This window comes from Amycolatopsis sp. WAC 01416 (genome assembly GCF_003947485.1).
Classification (GTDB): Bacteria; Actinomycetota; Actinomycetes; order Mycobacteriales; family Pseudonocardiaceae; genus Amycolatopsis.
In genome coordinates, this window is record NZ_QHHX01000007.1 from 97,213 (window position 1) to 110,352 (window position 13,140).

Below are 13,140 nucleotides of genomic sequence, written 5' to 3' on the forward strand. Positions count from 1 at the left end.
CGCGCAGCCGTTGTGACGTGTGGGGATTCTGTGACGGGGGATCAGTCGTCGATGGACCAGGTCAGCGTGCGCTCGTCCGGCTCCGGCCGGGGTGACCAGCGCACGGCGACCACGCGGGTGGCGTCCGGCAGCACGTAGACGGTGTGCCCGCCGAGGGTCTCACCGGGCCGGACGCCGATCTTGTGCGGCGGCCGCGAGGTCAGCGAGACCGGCGCCTTCGCGATCGGCTTGCCGTCGGCGGTGAGCAGTTCGAGGTAGTTGTCCGGAAGCGACACGAACGGGATGTTCCCGCGGTTGGTGATCTCGGTGTGCACGACGACCGATCGTTCGCCGGCCTCCAGCGAGTAGCCCGCCGCGCTGAACAGGTAGTCCGCCGGGTCCTGGACCTCGAGCAACTGGACGGTGAGCTGTTCGCCCTCCAGGCCCTGGGTCTCCATCACGTCACCGGTCCGGCCCTTCTTGCCCTCCGGGGCCGCCTGCGGGGTGACCTGCTGTTCGTCGCCGCGGGCCCAGGACGCGGTCTGCGGCACGCCCCAGGTGCTCATCACCGGGTCGGCGGGCGCCATCGGGGGCGGGGCGAACTGCTGCTGCGGCGGGGCGGGTGGCCGCGGCGGCGGCGCCATCGGCTGGCGCACCGGGGCCGACGGCGGGCCGGGATAGCGCCCCGACGGCGTGCCATGGACGTTGTACGCGCCCGACGGCGTGCCGTGCACGTTGTACGCACCGGACGGCGTCCCCTGGACGTTGTACGGCCCCGAGGACGTGCCATGGATGTTGTGCGGCCCGGAGTGACCGGGCGGGCGCTGGGGCTGTGGTTGTTGAGGCTGCGGGGGCTGCGGGGGCTGCTGAGCCCAGGAGGGCGGCGCCCCGGCGATGGCGGCCCGTAGCCCGTTCGGGTCGCTCTCGACGCCGACGAGCAGCGGCAATCCGCTGCCGGAGAGGGCGACCAGGCGGTACGCGACCTCGCGCGGATCCATCCCGACCTTGGCCGCGAGTTCGTGTACGGCCGCCTTGCCCAGGTCCGCGAGGGCGGCGAGCAAGCGGATGTCCACGGGATCGGTCACGGCCACGTCCGGGAACGCTACCGCCTCGCCTCCGGCGCCGCGGGAAGAGGCCGTCCGAGTGCCGCAAAACCCGGCTTCGGTAGGTCGCGGTCTCCATTAGGGTCGGGGATACCGCCTCCACCGATCACTGGGGAAGAAACATGAGCGAAGTCTCCGCCCTCGCCGACGAGTTCGTCGAAGCCCTCTTCGACGCCGAGCCGGTCATGCCCGCTTTGCAGGGCTTCCGCCCGGAATCGACCGGGCTCACCGATCTCGGCGAGGCCGCGGGAGACGCCTTCCGCGCGCAGCTGGCCGGGCTCGCCGAGCGGGCCGAGGCGCTCACCACCGAGGGGCTGAGCGCGGAGGAGAAGACCACCCGTGACGTCCTGATCGCGATGGCGCGGGCGAGGATCGCACTGCTGGACTCGCGGTTCGTCGAGTTCACCGTCAGCGACCTGTTCATCTCGCCCGCCGCCGAGGTGCTCACCGTGCTGCCGATGATGTCGGTCGGGACGGGCGCGCAGGCGGAGGCGCACCTCGGGCGCATCGCCGCGATCCCCGAGTACCTGCGGCAGGCCGCGCAGCGGCATCGTGACGGCGTCGCCCGCGGCCTGGTCCCGGTCGCGTACCTCGTCGACGCCGCGGTCGCGTACCTCGACCGGCACCTCGCCGATCCGTCGGCCGATCCGCTGCTGCGCCAGCCCGCGCCGGACGAAGACTTCGAGACCCGCCGCGCCGACCTGTTGCGTGACGTCGTCCGGCCCGCGATCGCCGAGTACCGCGAGGTGCTCGCGAAGGAGATCGCGCCGCACGGCCGTCCCGAGGACAAGCCCGGCGTCTGCTGGCTGCCCGACGGCGAGCGGATCTACGCCCTGCTCGCCGAGATGCACACGACGACCGTCCGCACCCCGCGTGAGCTGCACCAGACCGGGCTCGACGTGATCGCGAACCTGGCCGCCGAGTACCGCGAGTACGGCTCCCGGGTCTTCGGCACCAGCGACCTGGCCGAGATCTTCACCAAGCTTCGCAGCGACCCGGCACTGCGGTGGTCCAGCGCCGACGAGATGCTCGACTCCGCCCGCGCGGCCATCACCAGGGCCGAGGCCGAGGCGCCGAAGTGGTTCGGCCGGATCCCGCCGCAGCCGTGGACGGTCGAGCCGGTCCCCGCCGAATCCGCGCCCGGCGCGCCCGCCGCGTACTACATGTGGCCCGCGGTCGACGGCTCCCGGCCGGGCATCTACTTCGCCAACACCCACAAGGCGGAGGAGCGGTTCCGGCACGCGGCCGAGGCGACGGCGTTCCACGAGGCCATCCCCGGCCACCACTTCCAGCTGAGCCTCGCGCAGGGACTCACCGAGCTCCCGCTGCTGCGCCGCATCGGCGACTTCACCGCGTACGCCGAGGGCTGGGGCCTGTACACCGAGCGCCTCGCCGACGAGATGGGCCTGTACTCCGACGACGTCGCGAAGCTCGGCATGCTGACCATGGACTCGATGCGCGCCGGACGGCTCGTCGTCGACACCGGGCTGCACGCGCTGGGCTGGAGCCGCCGCCAGGCCATCGACTTCCTCACCGAGAACACGCCGATGGCGCTGGTGGAGATCGAGTCCGAAGTGGACCGATACATCGCGTTCCCAGGGCAGGCGCTGTCGTACATGGTGGGACGGCTGGAGATCCAGCGCATCCGCGCGCGGGCCGAGCTGACGCTGGGCAGCCGGTTCGACATCAAGGCCTTCCACGACGTCGTGCTCGGCGGCGGGGCGCTGCCGCTTTCGGTGCTGGACGGGGTGGTCCGCGACTGGATCGCCGGGCACGGCGACACCCCGAACGGTCTCGCCGACGAGCTGATGGAGCTGAAGTTCGAGGAGCTCCCGCTGTGGCGGTCCCTGCTCGGGCTGCCCGGCGACCACGGCGCGCTGCCCGATCCGAGCGCGGAGGCCGCGGCCGCGCAGCGCGCGTCGGCGGCCGACATCGCCGAGCGGGCCGAAGCCCTTGTCACCGAAGGACTTTCCCCGGCCGAGGCGGTCACCCGCGAGGTCGTGATCCAGCAGGCGAAGGCGATGATCGACGTGATCGACGCCCGGGCCGCCGAGTTTTCGGTCAGCGACGGACTGGCCTCGCCCGCGCTGTTCATGCTCAACGAACTCGCGGTGCTGTCGCTGAACGACGAGGAAAAGGTCCGCGGCTACCTGAAGCGGCTGGACGGCATGGGCACCTACCTGGACGCCTTGATCGTGCGCCAGCGCGCTGCGGCGGCCGAAGGGCTGGTCCCGCCCGGGTTTCTCGTCGAAGGCGGGATCGCTTACGTGGAGCGCTATCTCGGTGACGAGGCGGGTGACCCGCTGGCGCTCACCGCGTCCGTTTCCGTGGAGGGCTACGAAACCGAACGGGATCGGCTGCTGGCCGAGGTCGTCCGGCCCGCCTACGCCCGGTATCGTGACTTCCTCGCCGACGAGCTGCGTCCCGTGGCGAAGCCCGAAACCGAGCCGGGTCTCTGCGCGCTCCCTGGCGGGCAGGAGAAGTACGCCGCGCTGATCCGGGCGCACACCTCCACCGAGCGCACCGCGCGGGATCTGCACGACACCGGGCTCGACATGATCGCGAAACTGGCCGACCAGTACCGCGAACTGGGCGACAAGATCTTCGGCACCAAGGATCTCGACGAGATCTTCGAGCGGCTGCGCACCGACCCGGCCCTGCGCTGGCGGGACGGCGACGAACTGCTCGACGCCGCGCGTGACGCCATCATCCGCGCCGAAGCCGTTGCCCCGCAGTGGTTCTCGACCGTCCCCGAGCAGCGGTGCCAGGTCGAGCCGGTCCCGCCGGCGGAGGCGCCCGGCGGCACGCTGGCGTACTACATCGAGGCGGCGCTCGACGGATCGCGGCCGGGCACCTACTACGCGAACACCCACGAGGCCGAGCAGCGCCCGAAGCACACGAGCGAGGCGATCGCCTTCCACGAAGCCGTTCCTGGGCACCACTTCCAGATCTGCATCGCGCACGAACTCGAAGGCCTGCCGATGTTGCGCGGCCACGCCGACGTCAACGCCTACGTCGAAGGCTGGGGTCTCTACTCGGAGCGCCTCGCCGACGAGATGGGCCTGTACTCCAGCGATCTGACCAGGTTCGGCATGCTCACCCAGGATTCGATGCGCGCCGGACGGCTGGTCGTCGACACCGGGATGCACGCGCTCGGCTGGAGCCGTCAGCAGGCCGTCGACTTCCTCGCCGAGAACACGCCCATGGCGAGGGTGGAGATCGAGGCCGAGATCGATCGCTACGCCGCCGTTCCCGGGCAGGCGCTGTCGTACATGGTGGGACGGCTGGAGATCGAGCGGATCCGTGCCGAGGCCGAGGCCGCGCTCGGCGACCGGTTCGACATCAAGGGCTTCCACGAGGTCGTGCTGAGCAACGGGATCCTGCCGCTGCGGGTGCTGGACGACGTCGTCAAGGAGTGGGTGGCCGCGCAGGACCCCTCGGTCTAAGCTAAGCGAACGCTCAGTAACTTGTGAGGAGATGTCGATGAGGATCGGGACCGCGATCAGCTACGCCGGTGGTTTCGCCGACAGCGTGGCGGACATCGTCGAGCTGGAGAAGGCCGGACTGGACATCGTCTTCGTCCCCGAGGCCTATTCGTTCGACGCGGTCAGCCAGCTCGGCTACGTCGCGGCGAAGACCGAGCGGGTCCAGATCGCGTCCGGCATCTTCCAGATCTACACGCGGACGCCGACGCTGACCGCGATGACCGCCGCCGGGCTCGACTTCGTCTCCGACGGCCGGTTCACCCTCGGCATCGGCGCGTCCGGTCCGCAGGTCATCGAAGGTTTCCACGGCGTGAAGTACGACGCGCCGCTCGGTCGCACGCGCGAGATCATCGACATCTGCCGTCAGGTGTGGCGGCGGGAGAAGGTGGTGCACTCCGGCACGCACTACTCGATCCCGCTGCCACCCGAGCAGGGCACGGGCCTCGGCAAACCGCTGAAGCTGATCAACCACCCGGTGCGCGAGCGGATCCCGATCCTGCTGGCCTCGATCGGCCCGAAGAACGTCGCGCTCACGGCCGAACTCGCCGAGGGCTGGGAGCCGATCTTCTTCCACCCGGAGAAGGCGGCCGACGTCTGGGGAGCGTCTCTGGCCGAGGGCAAGGCGAAGCGCGACCCGTCGCTGGGCGAGCTGGACACCTTCGTCGGCACCGCGCTGGCGATCGGCGACGACGTCGACGGGATGCTGGACCACCTGCGCGGCATGCTGGCGCTCTACATCGGCGGGATGGGCGCGCGCGGCAAGAACTTCTACAACAGTCTCGCTCAGCGGTACGGCTACGAGGCCGAAGCGAAGCTCATCCAGGACCTGTACCTGGACGGCAAGAAGGACGAAGCCGCCGCGGCGGTGCCGAAGGAGCTGATCAAGGCGATCTCGCTGATCGGGCCGGAGGGTTACGTCAAGGAGCGGCTGGCCGCCTTCCGTGAGGCCGGCGCGACCACCCTGGTCGTCAACCCGCTGCTGCCCGGCCGCGAAGCCCGTGTGGCGCAGGTTTCGAAGCTGCGCGAACTCATCGGCTAGGCACGCGGGGGAGGTGAACCTCTCACCTGTATCGATACGGTATACTTGACCTGCGCCGGTGTATCTTCTTCGTGGTCAAAAAGCGTCCTTCCGGTGGAAAGAGAACGTAAACCACGCCTGAACGGCGGGAAAATCCGCCATTATCAGGAGTGGAAGCGAGACCTCGGGGGAATACGTTCGCGATGAAGGTGAGGTGCCTCGCGTGCGCAAGCAGATCGGGGAACCGTCCGCCGCGGTCCTGGACGTCGGGTCGTTCAGTGCACGGCTGGTGGTTCTGGCCAAGGGTGGCTCGCCGCTCGATCCCGTGCTGAGCCACCAGACGCGACTGCGGCTCGACAGGGAACTCGACGACGGCGGGAGCCTGACCCGGCGCGGTATCGACGCCGTCTCGTCCGCGGTCGAGGCGGGGATGACCATGGCCGCCAAGCACAGCGTCGGGGACGTGTTCCCGCTGGCCACTTCTTCGATCCGCGACGCGGCCAACGTGAAGCAGGTCGTCCGCGACGTCGCGAAGGCCACCGGGGTCGAGCTGCGGTTCCTCACCGGCCGCCGCGAGGCCGAGCTGGCATACGTCGGCGCGCGCCGGTGGTACGGGGCTTCGGCCGGCGGTCTGCTGGTGCTCGACATCGGCGGCGGGACCGTCGAACTCGCCGCGGGAAGCGCCGAAGAAGCCGAGTTCGCGCACTCGCTGCCCCTCGGCGCGCGTTCGCTGACGCGGGACTGGTTCGCCACCGAATGCCCGTCGCCCAAGGTCGTGCGGGCGATGCGGGAGCACGTGCTCGACGAGGTCCGCGACGCGATGCAGGACGTTCTGCCGCAGATCCGCGACCATCGCGCTGTCGGCTGCTCCAAGGTGCTGCGGCAGCTCGCCCGGCTCGCCGGCGACCGGCCGTCCCGTGCCAGGGAACTGCACCTCGAGGACCTTCGCGCGTGGATCCCGAGGCTGGCGAAGCTGCCCGCGAAACGCCGCGCCGAACTGCCGGGCATCTCGCGGCAACGCTCGCATCAGGCACTCGCGGGCGCGATCGTCGCCGAGGCGCTGCTGACGCTTTCCGGTGGCCAGGTCGCCATCTGCCCGTGGTCCACCAGGGACGGACTGCTGCTCGGCATGCTCGACGGGCTCGTCACGCTGGAGGGCAAACCGGCGAAAGCCGCCTGAAAACTGGCGTTTCCGGCCGCGAGCGGGTACCCCGGACACATGAGGGAAAGCAAGAAGAACTTCGGGCAGGACGACGAAGAAGACCTCGACGACCTCCGCGGGATCCAGCCGAAGACCGACGTGCCGAGCGCGCCCAACCGTGACGTCGGCCCGCACGGCACGAAGGACGTCGACGGCGTGCCGGGCAGCGGCGAAGTGCCGATCGAACCCCCGGACTGACTTGGTGCCGCGCGTGCAATGAAGGGGCCTTTCATTGCAAAATTTGCGATGAAAGGCCCCTTCATTGCAACCGTGGCCGGACTGAGCGGCCCGGTCACCCGTCCTTCGGTCGCCTCCGTACCGGAGCGCGGCCCGCGGGCTGCATCGGCGTCGGACCCGGATCGACCACCGGGATCGGCAGCCGCACCGGCACGGCGGTCACCGTGAACGTCTCGCCGTGGTGTGCCAGTTCCAGCGGCTCCCCGGTGATCACGTGATACGTCGCGCCCTCGCCGTCGATTTCGACCTGGAACCGGGTGCCGCGGAAGGTCAGCCGGAACGCGATCCGCCGGAGTTGCGACGGTAGCCGCGGCGCGAAGGTCAGCCGTCCGCCGTGATCGCGCAGCCCGCCGAACCCGGCGACGGTGCCCTGCCACGCGCCCGCCAGCGAGGCCAGGTGCAGACCGTTGCGGACGTTGTTGTGCACGTCGTGCAGGTCCGTGAGCGCCGCTTCGGCGAGGTAGTCGTACGCCAGTTCCAGATGCCCGACCTCGGCGGCCACCACGGCCTGCGTTCCCGCCGACAGCGAGGAATCCCGCACCGTTCGAGCCTCGTAGTAGGCGAAGTCGCGCGCCTTTTGCTCCGGGGTGAAGGAATCCCCGCACAGGTGCAGCGCGAGTACCAGATCCGCCTGTTTGACGACTTGCTTGCGGTACAGGTCGAAATACGGGAAGTTCAGCAGGAGTGGGTAGAAGTCCAGGTCCGTGCTCTCGAAATCCCACTCGTCGTGCTCGAGGAACCCTTCGGACTGCGGATGGACGCCGAGGTCCCCGTCGTAGGGCACCAGCATCGCCTCGGCAGCCTTGCGCCACGAGGCGACTTCCTCCTCGCTGACGTCGAACCGCCGCGCAACGTCGTCGTGCTGGCCGACGATTTCGGCGGCGTAGAACAGGTTCCGGCGGGCCATCAGGTTCGTGTAGACGTTGTTGTCCGCCACCGCGGAGTACTCGTCCGGTCCGGTGACACCGTCGATCCGGAACCGGCCCTGCCGGTCGAAATGCCCCAGTGACGCCCACATCCGTGCGGTTTCGAGGAGCAGTTCCGCCCCGCAGGTCCGCATGAACTCGTCGTCGCCGGTGGCGTTGAGATACCGCACGACGGCGTCGGAGATGTCCGCGCTGACGTGGAACGCCGCGGTACCCGCCGGCCAGTACGCCGAACATTCTGCGCCGTTGATGGACCGCCAAGGGAACGCCGCGCCGTGCAAACCCAGCTGTGCGGCCCTTTCCCGGGCTTTGTCCAAAGTGGAGTGACGCCAGCGCAGTGCGTCGCGGGCGGCGTCCGGCATGCTGTAGGTGAGCACGGGCAGCACGAAGGTCTCGGTGTCCCAGAACGCGTGGCCATCGTAGCCCGGGCCGGTCAAACCCTTGCCCGCCAAGGCCCTCGTCTCGCCACGGGCCCCGGCCTGCAGGAGGTGGAAGAGCGCGAACCGTACGGCCTGCTGCAGTTCCGGGTCGCCCTCGATTTCGATGTCCGAGGTTTCCCAGAAGTCGTCGAGGAATTCCTTCTGCTCGGCGAGCAGGCCCTTCCAGCCGGTCTGCCGGGCCCCGGCCAGCGCGGCCTCGACCTGGGCTCGCACGGCCGGCACCGAACGTTGCGCGGACCAGCCGTAGGCGAGGTACTTGGTGATCCGCAGCCGTCCGCCCTTGGGCACGTCGACGGCGATGGTGAGCCGTGCCAAATCCTCTTCGGCCTCGATATGCGTGCGCACGCCGTCGGAGACGTCGATCTTGTGGTCCATCGCGGCGGCCATCCGCAACCCGGACTTCCGGGTCTGATGCACCAGCACCGCGTGGTACGCGTCCGCGTGGTGGTATTCCGAGACCAGCGGCGACTCCAGCGCCGCCGCGACCCGCGGGTCACGAGTGTCGGACTCGATCGGTTCGTTCGCCAGCAGATCCGACTGCGCCACCAGCTGGAGCTCGTCGTCGAGCGGTTCGACCTCGTACCGGATCGCGGCGACGGCACGCTGGGTGAAGGAGACCAGGCGTTCGGTCTTCACCCTGACCCGGCGGCCGGTCGGTGACGACCAGACGGTGTGGCGCGCGAGGGTGCCCTTCCGGAAGTCGAGCACGCGGTCGTGCTCCGTCGCCTGTCCGTACCGCATGTCGAGTGGTTCGTCCTCGACCAGCAGCCGGATGATCTTGCCATCGGTCACGTTGACGACGGTCTGCCCCTCTTCGGGGTAGCCGTAGCCGGTCTCCGCGTAGGGAAGATCGTGCTGCTCGTAGAAACCGTTCAGGTAGGTGCCCGGCAGGCCACGCGGCTCGGCCTCCTCCAGCGTCCCGCGCAGGCCGATGTGCCCATTGGACACCGCGAACGCCGATTCGGTGCGCTGCAACGCGTCGACGTCCATCCCGTGCCAGCGAAGCTCCCATGGCGAGACTTCGTAACCGCGGAAAAGCGATTCGGTCACTTGCGGTCCTCCAGGAGTTCGGCGAGGTCGTCCACCACGACGTCGGCACCGTGCGCGAGCAGTTCGCCCGCCTGATGCGCGCGGTTCACCCCGACCACGTAGCCGAAACCGCCTTCCTTGCCCGCCTGCACGCCCGCGAGGGCGTCCTCGAAGACGGCCGCGTTCTCCGGGGCGACACCGAACGCCTCGGCACCGGCGAGGAACGAATCGGGGGCGGGCTTGCCGCGCAGATTCCTTTCGGTGATCACGATCCCGTCGATCCGCGCTTCGACGAACCTGGTCAGGTCGGCGGCGTCGAGCACCTTCGCGCCATTGGCCGACGAGGTGACGACGCCGATGCGCAAGCCGGCCGCCTTCGCCGCTTCGAGGTATCGGACGGAACCGGGATACGGAGTGACCCCCTCTTCGTCGATGATCTTCAGGACCAGCTGGTTCTTGCGGTTCCCGACGCCGTTGACGGTGGCGGCGCCGATGCCGTCGTCCGGGCTTCCCTCGGGCAGCTCGATACCTCGCGAAGTGAGGAAGGTGCGGACGCCGTCGGCCCTCGGCATTCCGTCGACGTAGGCCGCGTAGTCGGCGTCGGTGAACGGGGAGAACGCGTCACCGTCGCGAGCGCGCAGGAATTCGTCGAACGTGCGTTTCCATGCTTCGCGATGCTGGGCCGCGGTGCCGGTCAGCACGCCGTCGAGGTCGAAGAGGCAGGCCGTGATGGAGCCGGGCAGACCGATCATGCCTCCGAACGCTACCCGCGCTCGCCGGTGCCCGCTCGGCTCTTTCAGGCGGCGCGGACCACGAGCGCGACGTGCCGCGCGGCCCGGTCCAGCGGTTCGGGGGACCGGCGGACCCGGCTGACCAGAAGGGCTCCTTCGAGGTTGTTCATGATGGCCGTGGCGACGTCTTCGGAGTCCTTCACACCACGTCCGCCGAGCAATTCGACCAGCAGCACATGCCAGGCGGCGAACGCGTCCTGGCACGCCTTGGTGATCGCGGGCGAGGCGTGGGCCATCTCCAGCGTGATCGTGGCGAGCGGGCAGCCGCCGCGGTAGTCGTCGGCGGCCAATGCCTCGCCCGCCTTGCGGTACCACCAGCTCACGGCGTCCTCGACGGTCTCGTTGCGCTCGAAGGCGCGGCGGACCGTCTTCGCCACGACGGCGGTGCCGAGTTCGATCGCGGCGACCGCGAGTTGTTCCTTGCCGCCGGGGAAATGGTGGTACGCCGACCCCCACGGGGTCCCGGCCTGCTCGACCAGCCGCCGCCACGAGGTCGCCTGGTAGCCCTCGCGGCGGAAGAGCGTCATCGCGGTCGAGATCATCCGCTCGCGGGTGGTGGTGTCGGACACGTCGCTCAGCATAGCCCTTGACTAGGACGACCGTCTTAGGAAAGCCTAGGACGATCGTCTTAGGAGGCAGGATGACCATCGACGTCACCGGGCAGACCAGGCAGAAGACCGTGACCTGGCAGGATCCGCTGCCCACCGCTCGGCTCGGCCGGGAGCTGTCCGGGCTCGACTACCTGACCGGTATCGCCGAGGGCCGGATCCCGCCACCGCCGATCTCGGCGCATTTCGGCATGCGCTGGGTGAGCGTGGCCGAAGGCGACGTCGTCCTCGCCGCGACACCGGACGAGTCGCTGTACAACCCGATCGGGACCGTGCACGGCGGCGTCGCGGCGACCCTGCTGGATTCGGCGGTGGCGTGCGCGGTGCACTCGACCCTGCCCGCCGGCGTCGGGTACACCTCTGTGGAGCTGAAGGTGAACTACCTGCGTGCCATTTCCGGTTCGGTGGGGGAGATCCGCGCGCACGGCTGGGTCGTGAAGGCCGGTTCGCGCGTCGCGTTCGCCGAGGGCGACATCCGCGACGGGCAGGGCAAGGTGCTCGCGACCGCGTCGAGCACCTGCCTGATCATCAAGCCCTAGAACATTTCGGCGGCGGGCGGAACCGGCTGCTTGACGTCCCAGTGCTCCACGATGAGCCCGTCCTCCACACGCACGATGTCGACGACGGCCGTGCCGAGCTCCTCGCCCGGCGGGACCACGTGCAGGTGCACGACGACGTGATCCTCGTCGGCGATCACGCGTTTCACGGAGACGTCGGCGCCGGCCATCGGTGAATTCCGCATCGCTTCGACGAAAGCGTCACGGCCGGAGGGGAAACCCGGGCTGTGCGTGACGAAATCCGCGTGCACGTTCGCGCCCGCCGCGGCGAAGTCCTTGCGTACGAACAGGTTCTCGAAACAGTCGAGGACGATCTTCTTGGCTGTGGTCATGCGGACATCGTTCCGCGCGGGTCCGCCGCCGTCGATTACCGCTGAGGTAAGGCCTAGGCCGCGCCGACCTTGCGTTCGAAGACCAGGCCTTCGGCGGCGCGCAACCCGACGCTGATCGCGCCGGTCAGCACCCCGTCGTCGCCCAGTTCGCCCTGGACCACCGCGGGCACCAGGGGAGTGAACGAGCGCAGCGCGCGGTCGATCGGGTCGAGCAGCAGATCGGCCGCGGTGCCGATCCCGCCGCCGAGCACGATCAGTTCGGGGTCGATCACTGCCGCCACCGACGCCACGGTGTACGCGAGCCTGTCCGCCTCCGCCTCGACGGCGCGCAGGGCGAGTTCGTCGCCGTCGCGGGCGAGCCGGAAGACCTCGCGGGCCGATTTCGCCGTGCCGAGGCCGAGTTCGCGTGCGCCGCGGACGACGGACTGTGCCGCCGTCGCCTCTTCGAGGTGGCCGCGGACCGGCGGGGCGTCCTCGCCTTCGCCCGGCGCGTCCGACTGCCCGTACGGCAGGTATCCGATTTCGCCGGCCGCGCCCGTCGCGCCGCGGAAGACCTGGCCGTCGACCATCACGCCCATACCGACACCGGTGCCGATGGTGATGCAGCCGAACACCGACGCCCCGCGCGCGGCACCGCGTTCCCATTCGCCGACGGCGGTGAGGTTCGCGTCGTTCTCGACCATGAGGTCCGGGCCGAGGGCGGCTTCTAGTTCGTCGAGCAGACCGGCCTTGCCCCAGCCGGGCAGGTTCGGCGCGTGCCGGAAGCAGCGCTTCGCCGGATCCGCGACGCCGGGTGAGCCGAGGACCCGCACGACGATGTCGGTCTGGCTGAGCCCCGCTTCGCGCACCGTCGCCGCCGCGAGGGCGCCCACCGCGCTGACGAGCGCGGTGCCCGAACGAGACGTGTTCCGCTCGTCACGGCGGGCGACCACGGTGTGGCCGAGATCCGAGACGGCGACCCGGAGATGTTCGCGTCCGATGTCGACCCCCAGCACGTACCCGGCCGTGGGATCCGCTTCGTAGAGGACGGCGGACCGGCCGGTGCCGGTCGAGGTGTGCCCGGTCGCCCTGGCGAGACCGGCCGCTTCGAGCGCCAGTAACGCTTGGCTCACCGTGGGTTTCGAAAGACCGGTGTCCTTGGCGACTTGGGGTCGCGTCGCCGGGCCGCTGCGGCGCAGGAGGTCCAGTACGGCGCGCTGATTGATCTTCCGCATCCCGGCGGGGGTGCCGACGGGCGGATTTTCTGCGCCAACCACGAGCTTCGCCTCCTGTCGAACCAAGGTGTTCCACCAAAGTTATCCGGGTCCGGCCCGAAATGGGCAAGAAGGTTTACATTCGGTGGTTCCCGGTGACGATAAACGTGCCGGCGCCGCGAATCGCGCACGCCGCGCGCGAAAACCCGGTGATTCACCCGGTATCCGGGCATGCGCTCCC

General features: G+C 69.6%; 11 protein-coding genes. 5 read left to right on the forward strand and 6 right to left on the reverse strand.

The genetic code is table 11. The features are described from left to right. Positions 1 to 41 precede the first annotated feature (41 nt). Positions 42 to 1,070, reverse strand: coding sequence for an AsnC family protein (locus tag DL990_RS24220; protein ID WP_125799992.1), 1,029 nt, complete (start codon positions 1,068 to 1,070; stop codon positions 42 to 44). Between the two features lie 134 nt (positions 1,071 to 1,204). Here DL990_RS24220 and DL990_RS24225 point away from each other — a divergent pair, with 134 nt between their 5' ends. From DL990_RS24225 to DL990_RS24240, 4 genes are all read left to right on the forward strand, one after another. After that, positions 1,205 to 4,528 carry a DUF885 family protein gene (locus tag DL990_RS24225; RefSeq protein WP_125799993.1) on the forward strand — a complete coding sequence of 1,108 codons (3,324 nt, stop codon included), beginning with the start codon at positions 1,205 to 1,207 and terminating at the stop codon, positions 4,526 to 4,528. 37 nt (positions 4,529 to 4,565) lie between these two features. Further along, positions 4,566 to 5,606 (forward strand): LLM class F420-dependent oxidoreductase, encoded by a 1,041-nt coding sequence (locus DL990_RS24230; protein WP_125788610.1) that lies wholly within the window; start codon positions 4,566 to 4,568, stop codon positions 5,604 to 5,606. Between the two features lie 202 nt (positions 5,607 to 5,808). After that, positions 5,809 to 6,765, forward strand: coding sequence for a Ppx/GppA phosphatase family protein (locus DL990_RS24235; RefSeq protein WP_125788609.1), 957 nt, complete (start codon positions 5,809 to 5,811; stop codon positions 6,763 to 6,765). Between the two features lie 39 nt (positions 6,766 to 6,804). Further along, a complete protein-coding gene (locus tag DL990_RS24240; protein ID WP_125788608.1) occupies positions 6,805 to 6,984 on the forward strand; it encodes a hypothetical protein in 180 nt (59 codons plus the stop codon). A 94-nt stretch (positions 6,985 to 7,078) separates the two neighbouring features. Here the strand turns inward: DL990_RS24240 and DL990_RS24245 are convergent, their stop codons facing one another. From DL990_RS24245 to DL990_RS24255, 3 genes are read right to left on the reverse strand one after another with little or no spacing between them, the layout of a single operon-like run. Further along, on the reverse strand, positions 7,079 to 9,439 hold the full coding sequence (locus DL990_RS24245; RefSeq protein ID WP_199746577.1) for a glycoside hydrolase family 65 protein: 2,361 nt from the start codon (positions 9,437 to 9,439) through the stop codon (positions 7,079 to 7,081). Beyond that, entirely contained in the window at positions 9,436 to 10,170 is a 735-nt protein-coding gene (locus DL990_RS24250) for an HAD family phosphatase (RefSeq protein WP_125799994.1), read from the reverse strand. Before DL990_RS24250 ends, DL990_RS24245 begins: the two co-directional genes overlap by 4 nt. Positions 10,171 to 10,214: 44 nt before the next feature. Continuing rightward, positions 10,215 to 10,778: a TetR/AcrR family transcriptional regulator gene (locus DL990_RS24255; protein ID WP_233599176.1), complete on the reverse strand. Its 564-nt coding sequence runs from the start codon at positions 10,776 to 10,778 to the stop codon at positions 10,215 to 10,217. Positions 10,779 to 10,849: 71 nt separating this feature from the next. Between DL990_RS24255 and DL990_RS24260 the strand changes: the two genes are divergently transcribed. Beyond that, on the forward strand, positions 10,850 to 11,356 hold the full coding sequence (locus tag DL990_RS24260) for a PaaI family thioesterase (protein ID WP_125799995.1): 507 nt from the start codon (positions 10,850 to 10,852) through the stop codon (positions 11,354 to 11,356). Here the strand turns inward: DL990_RS24260 and DL990_RS24265 are convergent. Together DL990_RS24265 and DL990_RS24270 are read right to left on the reverse strand one after the other, a co-directional pair. Next, positions 11,353 to 11,706 carry a nuclear transport factor 2 family protein gene (locus DL990_RS24265; RefSeq protein ID WP_125788604.1) on the reverse strand — a complete coding sequence of 118 codons (354 nt, stop codon included), beginning with the start codon at positions 11,704 to 11,706 and terminating at the stop codon, positions 11,353 to 11,355. The two genes, DL990_RS24260 and DL990_RS24265, sit on opposite strands and share 4 nt — an antisense overlap. Before the next feature lie 53 nt (positions 11,707 to 11,759). Then, a complete protein-coding gene (locus DL990_RS24270) occupies positions 11,760 to 12,962 on the reverse strand; it encodes an ROK family protein (protein WP_125788603.1) in 1,203 nt (400 codons plus the stop codon). Positions 12,963 to 13,140 lie beyond the last annotated feature (178 nt).